The organism is Oscillospiraceae bacterium, assembly GCA_015068525.1.
Taxonomy (GTDB): Bacteria; Bacillota; Clostridia; order UMGS1840; family HGM11507; genus SIG450.
The window spans coordinates 116323-137628 of record SVKJ01000002.1; the positions used below are offsets into that span (position 1 = coordinate 116323).

General features: G+C 34.1%; 19 protein-coding genes. 18 read left to right on the forward strand and 1 reads right to left on the reverse strand.

Annotated features, from left to right (window positions below; genetic code table 11):
• The first annotated feature begins 3 nt into the window (after positions 1-3).
• From E7419_01130 to E7419_01210, 17 genes are all read left to right on the forward strand, one after another.
• Positions 4-1227 (forward strand): adenosylhomocysteinase, encoded by a 1224-nt coding sequence (locus tag E7419_01130; GenBank protein ID MBE7013791.1) that lies wholly within the window; start codon positions 4-6, stop codon positions 1225-1227.
• Between the two features lie 4 nt (positions 1228-1231).
• Positions 1232-2518 carry an amidohydrolase gene (locus E7419_01135; protein ID MBE7013792.1) on the forward strand — a complete coding sequence of 429 codons (1287 nt, stop codon included), beginning with the start codon at positions 1232-1234 and terminating at the stop codon, positions 2516-2518.
• 293 nt (positions 2519-2811) lie between these two features.
• Positions 2812-3399 carry an NUDIX hydrolase gene (locus E7419_01140; GenBank protein ID MBE7013793.1) on the forward strand — a complete coding sequence of 196 codons (588 nt, stop codon included), beginning with the start codon at positions 2812-2814 and terminating at the stop codon, positions 3397-3399.
• 51 nt (positions 3400-3450) lie between these two features.
• On the forward strand, positions 3451-5229 hold the full coding sequence (locus E7419_01145) for a hypothetical protein (protein ID MBE7013794.1): 1779 nt from the start codon (positions 3451-3453) through the stop codon (positions 5227-5229).
• Positions 5230-5259: 30 nt separating this feature from the next.
• Entirely contained in the window at positions 5260-6588 is a 1329-nt protein-coding gene (rsxC, locus tag E7419_01150; GenBank protein ID MBE7013795.1) for an electron transport complex subunit RsxC, read from the forward strand.
• Positions 6588-7562, forward strand: coding sequence for an RnfABCDGE type electron transport complex subunit D (locus tag E7419_01155; GenBank protein ID MBE7013796.1), 975 nt, complete (start codon positions 6588-6590; stop codon positions 7560-7562). The genes rsxC and E7419_01155 overlap by 1 nt, the downstream gene beginning before the upstream one ends.
• Positions 7555-8073 carry an RnfABCDGE type electron transport complex subunit G gene (locus E7419_01160; GenBank protein MBE7013797.1) on the forward strand — a complete coding sequence of 173 codons (519 nt, stop codon included), beginning with the start codon at positions 7555-7557 and terminating at the stop codon, positions 8071-8073. The genes E7419_01155 and E7419_01160 overlap by 8 nt, the downstream gene beginning before the upstream one ends.
• Positions 8073-8666, forward strand: a complete 594-nt coding sequence (locus E7419_01165; protein ID MBE7013798.1) for an electron transport complex subunit E — start codon at positions 8073-8075, stop codon at positions 8664-8666. Before E7419_01160 ends, E7419_01165 begins: the two co-directional genes overlap by 1 nt.
• Positions 8663-9247: an electron transport complex subunit RsxA gene (rsxA, locus tag E7419_01170; protein MBE7013799.1), complete on the forward strand. Its 585-nt coding sequence runs from the start codon at positions 8663-8665 to the stop codon at positions 9245-9247. Before E7419_01165 ends, rsxA begins: the two co-directional genes overlap by 4 nt.
• Before the next feature lie 164 nt (positions 9248-9411).
• Entirely contained in the window at positions 9412-10200 is a 789-nt protein-coding gene (locus E7419_01175; GenBank protein ID MBE7013800.1) for an RnfABCDGE type electron transport complex subunit B, read from the forward strand.
• Between the two features lie 256 nt (positions 10201-10456).
• Entirely contained in the window at positions 10457-11296 is an 840-nt protein-coding gene (locus E7419_01180; GenBank protein MBE7013801.1) for an undecaprenyl-diphosphate phosphatase, read from the forward strand.
• A 5-nt stretch (positions 11297-11301) separates the two neighbouring features.
• Complete coding sequence (locus E7419_01185) at positions 11302-13734, forward strand: DNA translocase FtsK (GenBank protein ID MBE7013802.1); 2433 nt, start codon at positions 11302-11304, stop codon at positions 13732-13734.
• Between the two features lie 251 nt (positions 13735-13985).
• Positions 13986-15347: a Trk system potassium transporter TrkA gene (gene trkA, locus E7419_01190; GenBank protein ID MBE7013803.1), complete on the forward strand. Its 1362-nt coding sequence runs from the start codon at positions 13986-13988 to the stop codon at positions 15345-15347.
• A 2-nt stretch (positions 15348-15349) separates the two neighbouring features.
• Positions 15350-16780 (forward strand): TrkH family potassium uptake protein, encoded by a 1431-nt coding sequence (locus tag E7419_01195; GenBank protein ID MBE7013804.1) that lies wholly within the window; start codon positions 15350-15352, stop codon positions 16778-16780.
• Positions 16781-16884: 104 nt separating this feature from the next.
• Entirely contained in the window at positions 16885-17952 is a 1068-nt protein-coding gene (locus tag E7419_01200) for a hypothetical protein (GenBank protein MBE7013805.1), read from the forward strand.
• A 35-nt stretch (positions 17953-17987) separates the two neighbouring features.
• On the forward strand, positions 17988-19001 hold the full coding sequence (gene galE, locus E7419_01205) for a UDP-glucose 4-epimerase GalE (protein MBE7013806.1): 1014 nt from the start codon (positions 17988-17990) through the stop codon (positions 18999-19001).
• Positions 18985-19836, forward strand: a complete 852-nt coding sequence (locus E7419_01210) for a nucleotidyltransferase (GenBank protein ID MBE7013807.1) — start codon at positions 18985-18987, stop codon at positions 19834-19836. The genes galE and E7419_01210 overlap by 17 nt, the downstream gene beginning before the upstream one ends.
• A 182-nt stretch (positions 19837-20018) precedes the next feature.
• Here the strand turns inward: E7419_01210 and E7419_01215 are convergent, their stop codons facing one another.
• Positions 20019-20900: a hypothetical protein gene (locus E7419_01215; protein MBE7013808.1), complete on the reverse strand. Its 882-nt coding sequence runs from the start codon at positions 20898-20900 to the stop codon at positions 20019-20021.
• Between the two features lie 42 nt (positions 20901-20942).
• Here E7419_01215 and E7419_01220 point away from each other — a divergent pair, with 42 nt between their 5' ends.
• Positions 20943-21212: a sporulation protein YqfC gene (locus E7419_01220; protein ID MBE7013809.1), complete on the forward strand. Its 270-nt coding sequence runs from the start codon at positions 20943-20945 to the stop codon at positions 21210-21212.
• Positions 21213-21306 lie beyond the last annotated feature (94 nt).

Genomic DNA, 21306 nt, shown 5'->3' on the forward strand with positions numbered 1-21306 from the left:
TTTATGGTAAACAGCGGGAAAAACAAAATAGAATGGGTATCACGAAATATGCCTATTTTAAATACAATTAAAGAAGATTTTGAAAAGACTAAACCGTTTCTTGGTAAGAAAATTACAATTTGTATTCACTTAGAAGCAAAAACTGCTTACTTCGCAACTGTTTTAAAAGCAGGCGGGGCAGAAGTTACTGCAACAGGCTGTAACCCATTGTCAACACAGGACGATGTTGCCGCTGCCTTAAGAGAAGTTTACGGAATTACCGTTTACGGAAAGCATGGAGAAACGGAAGAAGAGTATTTTAACGATTTAAGGAATGCGCTTTCCAATAATCCTGACATTATTATGGATGACGGGGGCGATTTAACCAACCTTATCCACTCGGAATATCCCGAACTTATTAAAACTCTTCAGGGCGGAACAGAAGAAACAACAACGGGAATATTAAGATTAAAAGCAAGAGAGAGAGCAGGGGAACTTAAATTCCCTGTTATCTCTGCCAATGATGCATACTGCAAATATCTTTTTGATAACAGATATGGTACAGGTCAGTCAGTATGGGACGGAATTAACCGAACAACTAACCTTATTGTCAGCAGTAAATATGTTGTTGTGGCAGGGTATGGCTGGTGCGGAAAAGGTACTGCTATGCGTGCAAAAGGTCTTGGTGCGAAAGTAATCGTCTGCGAGGTTGACCCTATAAAAGCAGTTGAAGCGGTTATGGACGGATTTTCCGTTATGTCTATGGAAGAAGCATCAAAAGTCGGCGATATATTTGTTACTGTAACAGGTTGCAAAGATGTTATTACAAAAAAACATCTTCTTAATATGAAAGACGGTGTTATTTTAGCAAATGCAGGGCATTTTGATGTTGAAATAAACAAAAATGATTTAATGGAAATATCAGATGAAAAGAAAGTTGTAAGAAATAATATTGAAGGTTATTTCGGAAAAGACGGTAAGATCAGAAACTTACTTGCAGAGGGAAGACTTGTTAATCTTGCCGCAGGTGACGGTCACCCTGCAGAAATTATGGATATGAGTTTTTCTATTCAGGCTTTAAGTTTAAAATATATAAACGAAAACTACAAAAATATGGAAAATAAGGTATATAATGTGCCTGATGTTTTGGATAAATATGTTGCAAATATAAAACTTAAATCTTTGGGAGTATCTATTGATACTTTATCTAAAGAACAGGAAGAATATATAAATAATTATATGGAGTAATAATATGAATATTCTTTTAAAAAACGCATATATTATAACTCTTGATGATGAGAAGATAATTGAAAACGGATATCTTGGGACAAACGGTAAAAAAATCTCATATATAGGGGATAAACTTCCCGATGAAAGTAAGTATGACTATGTTTTAGATTTAAAAGGGAAAACTGTTATGCCCTCTTTTTCGAATGCTCATTGTCACACAGCGATGACAATTCTCAGGAGTTATTCAGAGGGGTATCCTCTTCAGAGATGGCTTAATGAGAAGATTTTTCCTATTGAAGATAAACTTTCGGGAAATGAAATTTACTGGGGCACAATGCTTGGGATTGCAGAACTTTTAAAATTCGGGACAACTTTAGTAAATGACTGCTACTATTTTATGGAAGATGCCGTAAGAGCATATCGTGAAACAGGAATGAATGCCAACGTTTCAAGATGCGTTATGAACTTTGAAGAAAAGGACGATTATTCTTCCGACTATCGTATGAAAGAATGTATTGAACTTTATAAAAATTACAATGGTATTGATGACGATTTAATAAGAGTTGAAATGTTTCCTCATGCAGTTTATACCTGTTCATACAATTATTTAAAATATACGGCAGAAATTTCCCAAAAATATAATATGCCGATAACCTCACACTTATCGGAAAATGCACAGGAAGTTTCAGACTGTATTAAAAAATACGGAAAAACTCCTGTGGAAATTTATGAGGAAACAGGGCTTCTTTCCGATACAACATTAATGGCTCATTGTGTTCACTTAAATGATAATGATATTAAACTTTTAAAAGGTCACTATGTTGCACATAATCCTAAGAGTAATTTAAAACTCGGAAGCGGAATTTGTGACATATATAAGTACCAGCAAAACGGAATAAACATTGCAATCGGAACTGACGGAGCGTCAAGTAACAATAACCTTAATATGTTATCCGAGTTAAACTATGCTGCACTTTTAATGTGTAATAAAAATTCCGATCCATCTTATGTGTCCCCTTATGAAATATTAAAAATGGCAACCTTAAACGGTGCAAAAGCCATGCGAAGAGAAAATAAGGGAATGTTAAAAGAAGGATATGATGCCGATTTTATCATTTTAAATACTGATGAAATTTATCATCTGCCAAACCATAATGTTATAAATAATATTGTCTATGCGTCATGCGGTACGGAGGTTGAAACAACAGTATCGGGCGGTAAAATTCTTTACCATAAAGGCGAATATAAAACTATTGACATTGAAAGAGTAAAATCGGAAATACTAAAAATAAAAGAGAAAATTTTTTAAATTTGAAAAAATTAATTTAATTAGGAATTAGGAATTAGGAATGAGGAATAAAGGTATAAATTACTGGCGTAATTTATGGAATTGATGGGAAATCTTCGATTTCAAATAATTCCTGATTATATAAGAAATATAAAAAACGTTTATGGGATTGAATGAAAAAAATTAACAGTGCAAAAAGGCTGAATAGCATCTTTTTGCATTCCTCCATTCCTAATTCCTAATTCCTAATTAACAAAGGTTTAGAATTTTAAAAAATTATTTTTCAATTTAAAACTTTAAGGGGGGGGAACAAAATGCTTGAGAAGTTTGTAGAAAACGAATATATTGAACTTTCAAATGAATATAATAAAAACGCTCAGGTAAAAAAAGTTTCCCTTGAGTTTGAAAGCGAAAAATATTTTTATGATTTTAAAAAGACACTTGAAACTGACAGACGCGGAGAGGTTGGATTTTTAACAAGAAGAAAAAACGGCAAGTTCATTGTTATAAGGAGTAAAAAGTACCCCAAAGGTGCTTTTCGTATTCCCACAGGCGGAATAGATTTTTCTGAAAGCGCTATCCACGCATTACATAGAGAGGTCAAAGAAGAACTTGGCATTTTATTTGATATTGATAAATTCTTAGGAATTATTGAATATAATTTCCATTATAAAGATGATATAGTAAAATTTTATTCATATCTGTTTGTAATAAATGAAATTTCAGGAGAACTTATAAAAGATGCAACAGAGGACGAAATAGCAGACTACTTGGAAGTTGATGCTGATGGCCTTTTGGAACTTGCTGAAACACTTAACTCAATTTCAGGAGGCTGGCGTGACTGGGCGCATTTCCGATTAGAACTTATTGAATTTTATTTATCATATTTTCGGGAATTTTAACCTTTATTTATCAAAAATTTATAATTTAAAAACGCTATTGGAGAATACAATATGAGTGTAAAAGTAAAAATTGCAATAATCGTGTCAGTAACTTTATTTATAGTAGCAGGAAGTCTTATCGGACTTAGTATCTATTCGGTCAATGCTTTTATTAAAAGCGATGTGATTGCTTCCAATGTTACTTATAACGGAGTTTATATAGGAGATTTAAAAAAGGAAGATGCATTGACTCTACTTAAAAGCAAAACTTTTAACGCGGATTTACCTGTTAAAGTAAATTATAACGATAAATCCTTTGAATTTGCACCAAATGCTTCAGGGATAAATTATAACCTGGATGCTGTTGTCCATTACGCTTATAATAAAGGAAGAAGCGGTAACTTCTTTAGTGACCTTACCTCTATTATAAAATCACGCTTTTCGTTTGATGATATACCGAATTCCTATAATTTTGATATAGATGTTTTTGAGCAAACGATTAACACTCTTCTTGTTGCAAACGGAATAGATTTTAATAATTTTGATATAAAAGTTTACGAAAATTATGCATCGGTAAAAATAAACAGCGACCTTACAACTGTTGATTTTGACAAACTTTACTCACTTACTATGGAAAAAATTGATTTAAAAGAGGGAAGAAATATTGATTTACCGATAACAAAGATTGACAAAGTAACGCCAAAGATGATTTATGACAAAATATATGTTGAGCCAAAAAATGCATCAAGTAAAACTGAGAATGGCGTTACAACCATAACACCTCATACAGTCGGTGTTATTGTTAATATTTCGGATATTGAAAAAGCATTAAATGAGGGTAAAACCTCCTTTACAATTCCTGTTATAAAAAAGTATCCTGAAGTAAGAGTTGAAAATTTAAGCGGAGAACTTTTTTCTGATGTTTTAGGAAGTTTTACAAGTAAATATAACGCATCTCTTATCGGAAGAACTCAGAATGTTACACTTGCTGCCAAAAAAATAAACGGTATTATATTAAATTCAGGGGATATTTTTTCCTATAACAAAATTGTAGGCCCAAGAACTTCGGCTACGGGATTTTCCACCGCGACAGTTTATACAAGTAATGGACTTTCAGAAGAACTTGGCGGAGGAATATGTCAGGTTTCATCAACCCTTTATAATGCTGTACTTTATGCAGATTTAAAAATAGTTGAAAGAAAAAATCATATGTATACGGTAAGTTATGTAAGAAACGGACTTGATGCTACCGTTGCATACGGACTTATAGATTTCAGATTTATGAACAATTTAAAATCGCCAATAAAAGTTGTAACATCGACAGGCGGAGGTGTGCTTACAGTTACACTTCTTGGCAAGAAAGAAAACAATAATAAAGTAGAACTTTATACCAATACTTTGGAAAGTTATCCGTTTACCGAAAAAATTACACAAAACCCTGACCTTGAACCCGGTACAAAGAAAGTTACCCAAAACGGTGCTTACGGATATAAAATAAATGCTACAAAAGTTGTCAAAGATTCTTCGGGTAATATTATCCGTCAGGAATTCTTAGGCACTAATGTATATAAACCTCTTACAAAAATTATTGAAGAAGGTCCTCCGCTTCCGGTTACACCAGAGCCTGAAGTAAAAGAGGACACTCCTTTGATTGAAACTCCTCCAACCGAAACCACAGAGCCGGAAGAAACCCCTCCTGAAACACAGGAGCCTCAAATTCCTCAGGAAGACTTAAATGGGGAAGAAAGTCAGACTTCGGGAAGTGACATTAACGAGAATACTGAGCCTGTGGAAACAAACGGGCAGGAAGAAAATTTAAACGAAGAGGATGGCGAAAATTCTACACTTTAACAGTGTATTGGAAAAATGAAAGGAGCAAGTATGAAGTTATCATTTAGGGGAGGCGTGCATCCTGAGTCTAATAAAGGGCTTACCAAAGATAAGCCGATAAGAGAACTTGACGCACCAAAAACTGTTTATATTCCCTTAAGGCAACATATTGGGGCGCCTCTTGACCCTGTAGTTCAAGTAGGCGATGTTGTAAAAAAGGGGCAGTTAATTGGAAAAAGTGAAGCATTTGTTTCAGCTCCCGTTCATTCGTCAGTTTCAGGCAAGGTTACAGCGATTGAACCGTATTTTCATCCAAGCGGTGTTAAAACGAATACTGTAATAATTGAAAATGACTTTTTAGAAGAATGGGACCCCGAAATCAAACCGATAGGCGATTATAATGACTTATCGGCAAAAGAAATTGTTGAAATAATAAAAAATGCAGGTATTGTCGGCATGGGAGGAGCGGCATTTCCTACCCATGTTAAACTAAGTCCTCCGCCCGATAAGCAAGTTAAATATATTATTGTAAACGGTGCGGAATGTGAACCTTACTTAACAAGTGACTACCGTGCAATGATTGAGTATCCCGAAAAAATTATATACGGTCTTTTAGCCATTATGAAAATATTTAACCTTAAGACAGGTTATATAGGCGTAGAAGACAATAAGAAAGACGGCATTAAAAGTTTAAAAGACGCTTTGGGAAATGATACGTCAATTAAAGTTTTAACCCTAAAAACCAAATATCCGCAAGGTTCTGAAAAGCATCTTATCAAAGCCGTAACAGGTAAGGAAGTACCATCAGGAAAACTCCCTGTTGATGTGGGTGCGATTGTTATAAATGTTGATACTGCAGTAGAAGTATGTGAAACTTTAAAAACAGGCAGACCTTTAACTTCCCGAATTGTCACTGTTACAGGAGATGCGGTAAATAATCCCTGCAATTTGAGAGTAAGAATAGGCACTCCGTTTATTGATGTATTAAACGCTGCAGGCGGACTTAAAGACAATTTAAGAAAACTTATAATGGGTGGTCCTATGATGGGTATGGCACAATACAGCGTAGATGCTCCCGTTATAAAAGGAACATCAGGACTTTTAGCACTTACCGAAGACGAAATAAATGACAAGAAAGAACTTGCCTGCTTAAGATGTGCAAAATGTGTTGATGCGTGTCCTATGGGTCTTATGCCGTTATACATTTTACTGTATTCCAAAAAAGAAGATTACGAAAATATGAAAAAATATAATATTATGGATTGTATAGAATGTGGTTCCTGTTCTTATGCCTGTCCGAGTTTCAGAAATCCGGTTGAGCATATAAGAGTAGGCAAAGCAAAACTTCAGCTTGAAAATTTGAAGGAGGGGAATAAATAATGGATAAATTGATAGTTTCTTCATCTCCTCATATCACAGGCAAGAAAAGTACACCTTCCATTATGGCAGATGTGTTAATCGCACTTATTTTTCCCTTGATTGCGGGGGTATATGTGTTTGGGCTCAGAGCGCTTATACTGGTTGTTGTTTCAGTTTTGTCAGCCTGCCTTTTTGAGAGTTTATGGAATTTAATTTTACATAAAGAAAACACAATATCCGATTTAAGTGCATGTGTTACAGGCGCACTTATCGCTATGATTTTACCTGTAAGCGTACCGCTCTGGGTGCCTGTTATTGGCAGTTTGTTTGCCATTATAATAGCTAAGCAGTTGTTCGGAGGTCTTGGGCAGAACTTTGTTAACCCTGCTTTATCTGCAAGAGCATTTTTACTTGCATCATGGCCGCTCCTTACAACAGTTTTCGTAAAGACAAGGATAACATTACCGTTATTTTCTTCAGTTCCCCTTACCGATGCAATAACATCGGCAACACCTCTTAATTTGATGAAAGTATCAGGCGAGACTACTTCTTATATTAACTTATTTTTAGGTAATATATCAGGTTGCATAGGCGAAACAAGTGCAGTTGCAATACTCATTGGCGGTGCATATTTAGTTATAAGAAAAGTTATAACTTTGCATCTTCCTTTGTCTTACATATTATCTTCGGCATTTTTCGGATTTTTATTAGGTTATGACGGACTTTTTACGGGAGATGCTTTATTTACCGTACTTTCAGGCGGAATACTTTTTGGTGCATTCTTTATGATAACCGATTATGTCACAACGCCGACAACTAAAAAAGGTCAGATAACAGCCGGCATAATTGCAGGTTTTATAACAATTTTAATAAGGGTAAAAGGCGGCTATCCTGAAGGGGTAACTTATGCAATTTTATTTGTAAATGTTATTACTCCCCTTATCGATAAGTATATATCCCCTAAAAAGTATGGGAGGGTAGCAAAAAATGGTTAAGAATATTGTAAAATTAGGGCTTGTATTATTCCTTATATGCGGTATTTCAACAGGACTTTTATCTTTTGTAAATTCCCTTACTGCTCCTGTTATTTTGGAAAATGCAAAGAATCAGGAACTTTTAGCAAATAAAGAAGTTCTTCCCGAAGCAAGTGAATTTTCTATCGTGGCAGAAGATATTTCCGAAGGTAAAGATAACTTAGGAAATGTTGTAGGTTATGCAGTTAAAGTTTCACCAAACGGCTATGGTGGTAAAATAAATATGATAGTCGGAGTAAAATGCGACTATACGGTTTCAGGGGTTGAAATTCTTTCAATGTCAGAAACACCCGGACTTGGTGCAAAAGCGCAGGATAAAGCCTTTTTAAACCAGTTTGTTAAAAAAGATAAATCTATGAAACTAAAAGAAGATATTACTGCAATTTCAGGTGCAACAATAACAAGCACAGCAGTAACTGAGGGTGTTAAAGAGGCAATTTTGAAAATTGAAAAGGCAGGGGGAAAAATATAATGAAAAGTTTTTTTATAAAAATCATTAAAGAAAACCCTGTATTTGTTCTTTTACTTGGAACATGTCCTACTATTGCTACCACAACATCAGTTTCAAATGCAATAGGTATGGGGCTTTCTGCAACGGCGGTTTTAATCTGCTCAAATGTTGTTATATCAATGCTTAAAAAAGTTATTCCTGATAAAATCAGAATAGCAAGTTACATTGTAATTATCGCTTCCTTTGTTACCATAGTTGAAATGCTTTTAAAAGCTTATGCAGTCGATATTTATAATTCACTTGGATTATTTATTCCTTTGATTGTTGTTAACTGTATCATTTTAGGAAGAGCCGAAGCGTTTGCTTCTAAAAACAGTGTGGGTGCATCTTTTTTAGACGGTCTTTCTATGGGACTTGGGTTTACTTTTGCACTCTTTATTTTAGCGAGCGTAAGAGAAATAATAGGAAACGGAACATTTTTAAACATTGCTCTCTTTGGTGAAAACTTTAAACCTGCGACAATGTTTGTTATGGCACCGGGAGGATTTATCGTGTTTGGCATTGTGCTTGGCATAGTAAATCTTTTAACTAAAAAAGGAGGTGCCGTTAAATGAGTTTTTCAAGTATTTTTTCAATAGTTATAGGCGCAATCTTTATAGAAAATGTTATTTTTTCTAAATTCCTTGGCATCTGTCCGTTCCTTGGAGTATCAAAGAAAACTGATACTGCAGTAGGTATGGGTATGGCAGTAACTTTTGTTATGGCACTCTCATCAGCACTTACATATCTTGCACAGGAATATATTTTAGTTCCTCTTAATATGGAATATTTGCAGACTATAACCTTTATTTTGATTATAGCAGCACTTGTTCAGTTAGTTGAAATGGCGATTATGAAACTAAGCCCTCCTCTTTATGAAGCGCTTGGAATTTATCTTCCGCTTATAACAACAAACTGTGCAGTTTTGGGAGCAGCCATCTTAAATGTGCAAAACGGATATAATTTTGTTATGTCTATAGTTTATGGCGCTTCGGTTGCTATTGGATTTACGGTTGCAATTTTCCTTTTTGCAGGTGTAAGAGAAAGGCTTGAAAATGCCGACATTCCTGAATTTATGAAAGGAACACCAATCGCTCTTGTGTCAGCAGGACTTATTGCGATGGCATTTTTAGGATTTTCAAATTTAAACATTTAAAAAAATGAGGAATTAGAAATGAGGAATTAGGAATAAATGTATCGATTGCAGTGCAATCAATGAATTAAATTCATAAATCGCTGTGCGATTTATACCATAATTATTCACTATTCATCATTCATTATTCATTATTCATTATATTAAAAGAGCAATTAAATGAGGTTATATATATGAAAGAAATATTAATTCCTGCCATAATTCTTGCAAGTCTCGGCTTAATATTTGGTATAATGCTTGGGATTTTTGCAAAAATATTTATGGTAAAAAAAGATGAAAGAACAGAAAAAATAGAAGAGTTACTTCCCGGTGCAAACTGCGGAGGTTGCGGATATGCCGGTTGCGGAGGATATGCAAAAGCCATTGTGGAAAACGGTGCTTCGGTTTCTCTTTGCTCAGCAGGCGGGACAGATACTGCCAGAAAAATCGGCGAAATAATGGGCGTCACAGTAGAAGAAAGCGAGCCTATGGTTGCAAGAGTATTCTGCAAAGGTGCAACCGATAAAGCCAACATTAAACTTAAGTACAAAGGGACAGAAGATTGCTTTTATACTAAAAGAATGGCAGGCGGTCCTAAAGAATGTCAGTACGGATGTATCGGTCTTGGCTCTTGTGTTTCCGTTTGTAAATTTGATGCAATACATATCATAGACGGCGTTGCAGTTGTTGATGAAGATAAATGTACTGCATGCGGGGCATGTGTTAAAAAATGTGTTCAGGGTATTATCCGTATTGTTCCAAAATCAAAATCACATGCAGTTTTATGCTCAAATCACGATAAGGGCGCAGTTGCCAAAAATTTATGTAAAGTAAGTTGTTTAGGCTGTAAAATCTGTGAAAAGAACTGTCCTTCCGAAGCAGTTAAAGTTGAAAATAATTTAGCCGTAATTGATTACGAAAAATGCACAAACTGCGGAATATGTTCTGAAAAATGCCCGAAAAAAATAATAATATAAAAAGAATTAGGAATTAGGAATGAGGAATTAGGAATAAATGTATAAATTACTTGCGTAATTTATGCATTGAACGGGAAATCTTCGATTTCAAATAATTCTTGAGTACACAAGAAATATAACAATGTTTATGGGATTAAATCAAAATGGAATTAACATTGCAAAAGGCTGAATAGCATCTTTTGCATTCCATTATTCCTAATTCCTATTTCCTAATTCCTAATTAAACGAAGTTGTGAATTAAAGTTTGGAGAGCAATATGAGTATTATATCAGCATTCTTTAAAGGAATATTATATATTTTTTCTTTCCTTACACCTTTATCTTATGAGGGTATGGACGGGCTTATTTACTATACGAATTTTAATTTAATAACGGGAGGATACGACAGTATCCTTCCCATTATTACAAGTTTTTCGGTTATCCTTGCGATAGTGTATTTTTTAAAAAGCGACCTCTTTTTACTTTATAAAACGTCAGGTTGTTTATTAAAGGATATAAAAGAAAAAAATTTAAATCTTGATACCAAAGAAGAAGATAAAAAACATCTTTTAATGTTTATATTCGGTAGTTTTACATTGGTTTTTACACCTCTTTTTGAACTTTTATTTAAAGGAATGAGAGGAAATATAGTTATTATATCATTGGGACTTATTCTTTCGGCTTTCTTTATTATAATGTCAGGTTTTATTAAAGAAAAAAACTTAAAAAGTTCAAATGAAACTATCCTTAATGCAGTAAGCGTATCGGTTTTTAGAATGTTATCGATAATTCCAGGACTTTCAGGAGTTGCCGGAATGTACTACATAAGTTTAGTATCAGGTTTTACAAAGGAATTTGCATTTAAATTTACATATCTTATAACACTTGTATGGGCTGTATTCTCATTTATAAGAAATATAATTATGCTTTTTATACACGGCGTAACCGTAAATTACGGAGTGTTTTACTACATATTCTTTACTATTGGTGCAATAGGTATAAGCGGATTTTCAATTTACTTATTTAAAAAATCTATAGAAAACAAAAAAACTTATTATTTTGGTATTTTTAATATTATTCTTGCAATAATAACATTTCTAATCTTTATAAGAGGTTAATAAATATGGCAACTACAAACAAAAGAACAACAAAATCAAAAAATGAAGCAGCCAAGAAGCGTGCTTTAAAGAAACAAAAAGAACAAAAGAAAAAAGTATTTAAAACTTTGGGACTTATAACATTATATATAGTCTTTGCTGTTTTAATGTTTTTAAGTTTCTATTCTATGCTTTTATCCTATTTCGGAGAGATTATAAAGAATACTTTTTTAGGGCTGTTCGGCTCGGTTTCTTATATTCTGCCATTTGGATTAATTTACGGATTTATCTATTATTTTATGGAAAAGAAGAGAAAGGGAAACTTTTCAAAACTATATCTTCTTTCCGGAATATTCCTAAACTTAAGCATAATTTTTGAACTGGCAGCATTCAAGGGACAGGCAGTTCCTATAATTATTGAAAACTTTTTTACAAACGGAATAAATCATATCGGCGGTGGAATTGTCGGTGGTTTTATTGCAGAGCCTGTAAAAAGTCTTATATCCTTTACGGGAGCATTGATATTATTTATTGTTACCCTTATGTTTCTTCTTTTTGCGTTCTTCTATGAACAAGTGCTTTTACTGTCAGCACATATTGTAAAAACTATAAAAGAAAGAAAAGAGCAAAAGAAACTTTTAGAAAAGGAAGAAAAGAAAAACAAGGATAAGAAAGAAGAAAAAGCCGAAATTAAAGAGGTAAAACCTCTTAACGATTTAGAGAATGTTTTAGTGTATGACGATGACAAAATCCCTGAGCCTGAAACATACCCTGATAAAAATCCTGACCGTTTTGATGAAATTTTAGCATCTTATGAAATGCCAAAGGCAAAAGAAGATGATTTAAATATTGAAGATAATATTGTTTTAATTGAAAGAACTGAGTTAGAGCAGGAACTCTTAAACGAAAAAGAAAATCTTGACAATATTTTATCGGGCGGAAAAAATATCCCTGAAAAAGAGGGAGAGCCACCTGCTAAAAAAACAATAAACAGAAAAATCGAGTATAAATTCCCGTCTGTTGAACTTTTAGAAGATAATAAGGCAGTGCGTACAGGAGGAGTTTCCGACCTTAAAGAAAAAGCCATCAAGTTAGAAAACATATTGGAAAGTTTTGGCGTTGACGCAGAGGTTGTGAATATTGAAAAAGGTCCGTCTATAACAAGATTTGAACTTCAGCCTAAATCAGGGGTAAGAATTTCTAAAATACAAAGTCTTTCAGATGATATAAAAATGAATCTTGCCGCAGCAAGTATAAGAATTTCGCCTATTCCGGGAAAAACTGTTATAGGTATTGAAATTCCTAATGATAAAATAACCCCTGTTTTTATAAAAGATATAATAACAAGCGATACCTTTAAAGAACACAAATCGAAAATTGCCTTTACTGTCGGTATGGATATAACAGGAAATCCGATTATCGGCGACCTTGCAAAAATGCCTCACGTTCTTATTGCAGGTGCTACAGGGTCGGGTAAGAGTGTATGTATAAATACTCTTATAACGTCAATTTTATATAAAGCAACACCTAATGAAGTTAAACTTATAATGATTGACCCGAAAGTAGTTGAACTTGGTGTTTATAACGGAATACCCCACCTTTTAATCCCTGTTGTAACCGATCCTAAAAAAGCAGCAGGTGCGCTTAACTGGGCAGTTATGGAAATGGAAAACAGATATAAACTGTTTGCTCAGGCGGGAGTAAGAAATATCGAAGGATATAACAGTCTTTGTGAAAAAAATAATGACGAAGAGGGCAAACTGCCTCAGATAGTTATAATAATAGACGAACTTGCAGATTTAATGATGGTTGCTTCAAAAGAAGTGGAAAGTTATATCTGCCGTATTGCGCAACTTGCAAGAGCAGCAGGTATGCACCTTGTTATCGCAACTCAAAGACCATCGGTAAATGTAATCACAGGGCTTATTAAAGCAAATGTTCCGTCACGAATTGCTTTTGCAGTTACCAGCCAGATTGACTCAAGAACAATCTTGGATATGAGCGGTGCTGAAAAACTTTTAGGAAAAGGCGATATGCTTTATTATCCTCAGGGCGAGTCAAAACCGATAAGAGTACAAGGCTCATTAATTGTGGATAAAGAAGTTGAAAGAGTTGTAAATGTTGTAAAAGCAAACTCAGAGGTAGTATATAACGAAGATATTTTAGAGCATCTTGAAAAAGAACAAACCTTTGAGGGCGATACAAAATCCCGTGAAGAAGAGGCTCTTGACGCAGACGAAATGCTTCCTCAGGCAATTGAGGTTATACTCGATAATAATCAGGCGTCTGTTTCACTCCTTCAAAGAAAGTTAAAACTCGGTTATTCCCGTGCAGCCCGAATTGTTGACCAGATGGAAGAGCGAGGAATTGTAGGACCGTCTGAGGGAAGCAAACCAAGGCAGATACTTATTACTAAAGAACAATACTATGAAATGGAACTAAATTCAATTCGTAATTAAAATTACGAATTGAATAGGTAATAACTAATAGTGAAGAGTGAAGAGGTAAGGTAAAAATTGCGATGCAATTTTTGAAAATAACGGGAAATCTTCGATTTCAAAATTGAACCAAACAGTTAAAATAATCTTGATGGGTTTAATGGAAGTGTCATTAAAACAGGGCAAAATCGCTGTATAGCATGATTTTGTCTTCCATCACTTCGCACTTCGCACTTCGCATTTTGAATTATTTTATATCAGGGAGACTAATTATGAAAATAATTATTGTAGGTTGCGGTAAAGTAGGCGAAAAACTACTTGAAAAATTAAGCCATGAAAAAGAACATGATATTACCGTAATTGATTTAAAGGCTGACAGAGTAAACGATGTCGTAAACGAATATGATGCAATGGGAGTTATAGGAAACGGATTTGATGTTGATACCCTGCTTTCAGCCGATGTGGAAAACTGTGATATTTTGATTGCTGTAACAGGCTCAGATGAAGTAAATCTTATGACTTGCCTTCTTGCTAAGAAAAAGGGTAATTGCCAGACTATCGCAAGGGTAAGACAACCTGAATACCATAAGTCAATCAAAATAGTAAAAGAAGACTTGGGGCTTACTTTGATTGTTAACCCTGAATTTGCCGCAGCAAGTGAAATTGCAAGGGCGCTTCGTTTCCCTTCTGCAATTCAGATTGATACGTTTGCAAAAGGAAGAGTTGAAATTTTAAAATTCAAAGTTCCTAAAGAATCGGTTATAAACGGACTTAAAGTATATGAAATTTCAACCAAACTTAACAGTGATATTTTAGTATGCGGTGTTGAAAGAGGAGAGGAAGTATTTATTCCTTCGGGTAATTTTGTCATAAAAGAAAAGGACCTGGTAAGCATTATTGCAGCACCGACTAAAGCAACACCGTTTTTTAAAACAATAGGAATTAAAATAAATAAGGTTAAAGATACAATTATTATAGGCGGAGGAGCAACTGCATATTATCTTTCAAAATTACTGATAAGAACGGGTATTGATGTTAAAATTATAGAACAGAAACCTCAAAGATGCGAACATCTTGCAGAGGCACTTCCTAAAGCAACAGTTATCTGCGGCGATGCAACCGATAATAAACTGCTTTTGGAAGAAGGAATTGAAAGAGCAGAATCAGTTGTAACTCTTACTAATATTGATGAAGAAAATATAATGCTCTCGCTTTTTGCCAAAACTCTTACGCAAGGGAAAATTGTTACAAAAATCAACCGTGTTTCGTATGACGAAGTAATAAACAATATGGACCTTGACACAATCATATATCCTAAAGAAATAACGGCAGAGAATATCTTAAGATTTGTAAGAGCAAAAAAGAATACTTTCGGAAATAATGTTGAAACTCTGCATTATATTTTAGACGGAAAGGCAGAAGCGTTGGAATTTAACATAATGGAAGATTCTCCTGTCTGCAATAAACCTATAGGAAAATTAAACTTAAAGAAAGATATTTTAATAGCGTGTATAAACAGAAACGGACAGATTATTCATCCGAGAGGTTATGATGTAATAAAACCGAATGATACCGTTGTTATTGTTACAACTCACAGGGGATTTAAGGATATTTCGGATATTTTAGAGGATTAATTATGAACTATAAAACTATTTTTTATATGTTGGGTATGGTTATAGGGTGTGAAGGATTTTGTATGTTTCTCCCTTTAATCTGTGCCTTATGTTATGGTGAAAAAGAGTGGTATCACTTTTTATTTACAATTATACTTTGCTTTATTTTTGCACTTATTCTTACTTATAAAAAACCTGAAAAGAAAAATATCTATGCAAAAGAAGGCTTTGTTATTGTAAGTTTAAGTTGGATATTTATGAGTATCTTCGGCTGTATTCCCTTTATGTTATCGGGCGTAATAAAAGAATTTATTCCTGCCCTTTTTGAAATAGTATCAGGGTTTACAACTACGGGTGCGTCTATACTTTCTGACTTAACTATTGTCCCCAAATCAATTTTGTTCTGGAGAAGTTTTACCCACTGGTTAGGCGGAATGGGCGTTCTTGTTCTTTTAGTTGCTATTCTCCCTTTGTCAGGCGGAAGCAATCTGCACCTTCTTCGTGCCGAAACTACAGGCCCCGCTGTTTCAAAGCTTGTACCTAAAGTAAAATCAAGCAGTAAAATACTTTATGCCATATATATAGGTTTAACATTTTTACAGGTTATACTTCTTTTACTTTCAGGACTTAACCTGTTTGAAGCGTTGACTTTAAGTTTCGGAACAGCAGGTACAGGAGGATTTGGAATTTTAAATTCAAGTATCGGCGAATATTCAAATTTAGTTCAGTGGATTATTTCCATATTTATGATACTTTTTGCTATTGACTTTTCGGTATATTATCTTATAATTATAAGGAAGGTCAAACTTGCAATTAAGTCGGAGGAAGTACGGGCATTTCTTGGAATTATATTTGCATCAGTACTTATTATAACTTTAAACTGTTATCACATTTTCGGGAATATATTCGAAACAATAAGACACGCCTTTTTTCAGGTAAGTTCAATTATTACGACAACAGGATACACTACTACAAATTTTGATATGTGGCCTGAACTTTCAAAAACCATTCTTATTGCTTTAATGTTTATAGGTGCCTGTGCAGGAAGTACGGGCGGCGGTGTCAAAGTTTCAAGAATTCTGATTTTACTTAAATCAATTATTAAGGAAATCAAAGTTGCCGCACACCCTAAAAGCACTCATAAGTTACTGCTTAACGGAAGACCGATTGAGCATGAAACTGTAAGGGCAGTCAATGTGTATATGGTATCTTATATTGTTATTTTTCTTGTTTCGCTGCTTATTGTATCTATAGATAATATAGATTTTACTACTCATTTTACAGGAGTACTTGCAACTATGGGAAACATCGGTCCAGGTATGAGTAAAGCGTATGCAAATTTTACAGCCTTTTCCAATCGCTCCCTTATAGTATTTATTTTTGATATGCTGGCAGGAAGGCTTGAAATTTTTCCGCTTTTAATATTATTTTCAAAATACACCTGGAAAAAGTAGGGGATGTTAAAAACTCCGGACCGATTGTAGGGGAGTGCCTTAAGTGCTCTCCCGTAAATGCCAAGTTAAAAAGATTAAAATTTAACAAATTTAAGGAGAAACCTATGAAAAACTTTGATCAGAATATGATTGTATCAAACGAACTTGGGAAAGATGATATTAAGTTCTATAATGTGAAAGAGGCACCGTTTAAAATATATGGTATGTATCAAAAGGAAGTTGGTAAGCCTTTTTCCAGAATGGATTTAGATGTTTCCAAAAAAGTAAGTGACGGAGTTTTTCAAACTGCCTCTTGTACTGCAGGAGGAAGAATAAGGTTTAAAACTTCTTCTCCTTATGTTGCTGTCCGATTAAGGTATGACGGAGAAACTGCCAGATGGCCTCAGATGTCAGGTGCTGCAACAAACGGGCTTGATTTATATGAAAATGTTGACGGATACGAAGAATTCAGAGGGCTTTTTATTCCGCCTCTTGACAAAAGAGATAATTATGAACAGATAATTGAATTTTCAAATGACGGAATGCACGATTTAACTTTAAATATGCCTATTTACGGAAAAATTGATGAACTTTATATAGGTATAAAAGAAGATGCTTGTCTTTTAGAAGGAAGAAGTTATAAAAACGAACTTCCGATTGTTTTCTACGGTTCTTCCATAACTCAGGGAGGATGTATGTCAAGACCGGGTATGAATTATGAGAATATTTTATCAAGAAAATATAATATAGATTTTTTAAATCTTGGTTTTGCGGGAAATGCAAAAGGCGAAGAAGAAATCGCAAAGTACATAGCAAACCTTAAAATGAGTATGTTTGTCTATGATTATGATTTTAACGCACCCGATAAAGAATATTTAGAAAAAACTCATGAAAAAATGTTTAAAATAATAAGAGAAAAAAACCCAAATCTGCCTATAATAATTATGTCAGGCGTTTCAGGGAAAGATTATAATAACAGAGTCCTAAGAAGAGATGTAATTAAAAAAACTTATGACAATGCAGTATCATCAGGAGATAAAAATGTTTATTTCATTGACGGGCTTAATGTATTTAAAAAATACGGATATGGCTGGGGAGAGCCTACTTTGGAAGGTGTTCATCCTACCGACTTGGGATTTTCATTAATTGCAAAGGCGATTGGCGAAGTTTTTGAAGACAATAAACTTATTTAGTTAAGTTTAAATAAAAGAAAGGAAAGAGTGATACAATGAATGTATTAGTAACAGGGGGAGCAGGTTATATCGGCTCTCACACATCAGTGCTTTTACTTGAAGCAGGTTATGATATAGTTGTTCTTGACAATTTATCAAACAGTTCGGAAGAAGCACTTTCAAGGGTTAAGAAAATAACCGGTAAAGATTTTAAGTTTTATAAAACTGACCTTTTAGATTATGAAGGGGTAGAAAAAATCTTTAAAGAAAACAAAATAGATGCAGTAATCCACTTTGCAGGATTAAAAGCAGTTGGAGAAAGTGTTTCCATTCCTTTAAAATATTATGAAAATAATATTTCGGGAACATTAAAACTTTTAGATGTTATGGGAAAATATAATGTTAAAAAACTTGTTTTCTCATCTTCTGCAACTGTTTACGGAGACCCGCATACAGTGCCTATTAAAGAAGATTTCCCTCTTTCATGCACCAATCCATACGGAAGAACAAAACTTATGATTGAAGAAATTTTAAGAGATTTATATGTATCTGATAACGAATGGGATATCGCAATATTAAGATACTTTAATCCTGTGGGCGCTCACGAAAGCGGACTTATAGGGGAAGACCCTAACGGTATTCCTAACAATCTTTTACCTTATATTTCTCAGGTTGCTGTTGGCAAATTAGAATGTTTATCAGTTTTTGGTGACGATTACGATACCGAAGACGGAACAGGGGTAAGAGATTATATTCACGTAATGGATTTATCTGACGGCCATATAAAAGCACTTAACAAAGTAGCAAAAAAATCAGGTGTCGTTACCTATAATTTAGGTACAGGCAATGGTTACAGCGTTCTTGATATGGTTAAAGCGTTTTCAAAGGCATCAGGTAAAGAAGTAAAATATAAAATTGCACCAAGAAGACCCGGCGATATTGCTAAATGTTATGCAGACCCTAAAAAAGCAGAAGAAGAACTTGGCTTTAAGGCAACAAGAGACTTAGACGATATGTGCCGTGACGCTTGGAGATGGCAGGAGGGAAACAAAAATGGATACAAAAAATAGTGCATTAATTGTTATGGCGGCAGGTATGGGAAGCCGTTTCGGAGGACTAAAACAAATGGAGCCTTTAGGTCCTCACGGAGAAGTTATTTTAGACTACTCTGTTTATGATGCTATGGAAGCAGGTTTTAATAAAATCGTTTTCGTAATAAAAAAGGCTATTGAAAAAGATTTCAGAGAACTAGTTGGTAAAAAGTTCGAATCTAAAGTTGACGTTAGTTATACTTTCCAGGAACTTGACGATTTACCTGAAGGCTTTTCCGTTCCTGAGGGAAGAGAAAAACCATGGGGAACAGGTCAGGCAATTCTTACAGCAAAAGATATTGTTAAAACACCTTTTGCAATTGTAAATGCTGACGACTACTACGGAAAAAGTGCTTACAAAATTGTTCACGACCATCTTATGACAAGTGATGAAATGTGTATGGCAGGTTACTTACTTGGCAACACAATTTCCGATAACGGTACTGTTGCTCGTGGTATTTGCGAAATGGAAAACGGATACCTTAAGAAAATCGTTGAAACAACTGATATTGATAAAAACTCAGGTTTTCCTATGGATACACTTGTTTCAATGAATATGTGGGGCTTGCAGTCTGATTTCTTTGAAAAATTAGAAGCAGGATTTATAGATTTTCTAAAAACAAACGATAATCCTCTAAAAGGCGAATATTTCATTCCTAAATTTATCGATCGCTTAATTCAGGAAGAAGGCGCAAAAGTAAAAGTATTAAAAGCTACTGATAAATGGTACGGTGTTACTTATAAAGAAGATTCTGACATTGTTAAAGCCGCTTTCAAAAAATTTGATGAAGAAGGATTATATCCTAATATGTAATAAATATGCCAAGTGTTTTAAAAACACTTGGCATATTTAGTTATATTGCCCTTGTTGTAGGGGTCGGCGTCCTCGACGACCCGAAAGGAACAGACAAATACAGGTATCTGCCTTAAGAGTCGGGTTTATTGACTTCGTCAGTTGTATTGCCATTGCCAAAGGGTTCGGCAAGAATGGATAAATTACACAATAAAATAAGTTAGTAAAAATGCAAATACTGCGCACAGCGTTTTACCTAAAAAGTAAGACGCTGTGTTTATTTTTTCTGAAAAAGATTTTAACTGCATAAACACACAAAATCCTGAAAAGGTAACAAGAAAAGAGGAAATTGCCGCTTTTAATCTTAATGAAAGGGTTGATGAAACTATAACTTTTATTCCGTTTGTCATTTCCAAAAGCCCGAAAAGAAGCCCTTTAAATGAAAAAGAGTCTACGCTCGGAATAAGGTTTAATAGCGAAATAACCGAAGAAAAGAAAAGTATAACACCAGTTATATTTATAAGACTTTCCATACTTTTTCTAATGCTGAAAGAAAGGGCAGGAAGAAAGGATATTTTTTTATTTTCTTTTGGTATAGAGTATTTTACTTTGGAAGCAGAAAATGAAGTTATAATTGCGTAAATAAGCGAGGAGAAAACGTGGGATATGTAAATTATCATTCCTGTGTGAATACTTTTAAAAAGCACTCCTCCTACCATTCCTATTATAAAACCCGGACCCGAATTATTGGCAAATATCAAAAGCCTGTCTTTTTCATTTTTTCCTATTTTTCCTTTTTCAAAAAGTTCCAGTGCCATTTTTCCTCCGATTGGGTATCCGCAAAGAATGCCCGATATATATGCAGGGACAGACTGGGGCGAAATATTAAAAAGTTTTGATAAAAACAAGGTAAAATAATTATTGGGTATAGAGGTTTCGGTTATAATATAAGAAACAATTAAAAAAGGAAAAAGTGCAGGAATAACCGATTTTAAGCATAAATCAAGACTTGAAGCAACGCTGTTTGAAACCTCAAGCGGAAAAATTACTAAAAGAATAAGAAAAATCAAAGTCAATATTAGCATAAACCATCACCGCTAAAAGTATATTATTTATAGGTGATATTTATGAAAAAATTAAACATAAAAAAGAAAATGGCAGATACTCTCGATTTACCTGAAGAGTATGTGGTGGGGAGTTTGAAAATCAGTATTGTTGATTTTAACACAATCGGAATTTTAAATTACAAAAGCATTGTTGAATACGGAGAAAATCTTATAAAAATAAACACAAAGGATAAAATGATAAGAATAGAGGGTAAATCACTTATAATAGATAATATTACAGATGACGAAATAAAAATAAAAGGGGATATAAGTAGTGTTATGTTTGAATAAAAATGGAAATATTTCGCAATAATAATTGTAATTTTAAAAAAACTGTGATATAATGTTAAAAGTATTTGTGATCGGAATCGAGTGCGACCGCACC

What these genes read in the sequence shown, in the direction of transcription:
- E7419_01130 (MBE7013791.1), top strand. Translation starts at nt 4, where the DNA reads ATGGTAAACAGCGGGAAAAACAAAATAGAATGGGTATCACGAAATATG.
- E7419_01135 (MBE7013792.1), top strand. Translation starts at nt 1,232, where the DNA reads ATGAATATTCTTTTAAAAAACGCATATATTATAACTCTTGATGATGAG.
- E7419_01140 (MBE7013793.1), top strand. Translation starts at nt 2,812, where the DNA reads ATGCTTGAGAAGTTTGTAGAAAACGAATATATTGAACTTTCAAATGAA.
- E7419_01145 (MBE7013794.1), top strand. Translation starts at nt 3,451, where the DNA reads ATGAGTGTAAAAGTAAAAATTGCAATAATCGTGTCAGTAACTTTATTT.
- rsxC (MBE7013795.1), top strand. Translation starts at nt 5,260, where the DNA reads ATGAAGTTATCATTTAGGGGAGGCGTGCATCCTGAGTCTAATAAAGGG.
- E7419_01155 (MBE7013796.1), top strand. Translation starts at nt 6,588, where the DNA reads ATGGATAAATTGATAGTTTCTTCATCTCCTCATATCACAGGCAAGAAA.
- E7419_01160 (MBE7013797.1), top strand. Translation starts at nt 7,555, where the DNA reads ATGGTTAAGAATATTGTAAAATTAGGGCTTGTATTATTCCTTATATGC.
- E7419_01165 (MBE7013798.1), top strand. Translation starts at nt 8,073, where the DNA reads ATGAAAAGTTTTTTTATAAAAATCATTAAAGAAAACCCTGTATTTGTT.
- rsxA (MBE7013799.1), top strand. Translation starts at nt 8,663, where the DNA reads ATGAGTTTTTCAAGTATTTTTTCAATAGTTATAGGCGCAATCTTTATA.
- E7419_01180 (MBE7013801.1), top strand. Translation starts at nt 10,457, where the DNA reads ATGAGTATTATATCAGCATTCTTTAAAGGAATATTATATATTTTTTCT.
- E7419_01185 (MBE7013802.1), top strand. Translation starts at nt 11,302, where the DNA reads ATGGCAACTACAAACAAAAGAACAACAAAATCAAAAAATGAAGCAGCC.
- trkA (MBE7013803.1), top strand. Translation starts at nt 13,986, where the DNA reads ATGAAAATAATTATTGTAGGTTGCGGTAAAGTAGGCGAAAAACTACTT.
- E7419_01195 (MBE7013804.1), top strand. Translation starts at nt 15,350, where the DNA reads ATGAACTATAAAACTATTTTTTATATGTTGGGTATGGTTATAGGGTGT.
- E7419_01200 (MBE7013805.1), top strand. Translation starts at nt 16,885, where the DNA reads ATGAAAAACTTTGATCAGAATATGATTGTATCAAACGAACTTGGGAAA.
- galE (MBE7013806.1), top strand. Translation starts at nt 17,988, where the DNA reads ATGAATGTATTAGTAACAGGGGGAGCAGGTTATATCGGCTCTCACACA.
- E7419_01210 (MBE7013807.1), top strand. Translation starts at nt 18,985, where the DNA reads ATGGATACAAAAAATAGTGCATTAATTGTTATGGCGGCAGGTATGGGA.
- E7419_01215 (MBE7013808.1), bottom strand. Translation starts at nt 20,900, where the DNA reads ATGCTAATATTGACTTTGATTTTTCTTATTCTTTTAGTAATTTTTCCG.
- E7419_01220 (MBE7013809.1), top strand. Translation starts at nt 20,943, where the DNA reads ATGAAAAAATTAAACATAAAAAAGAAAATGGCAGATACTCTCGATTTA.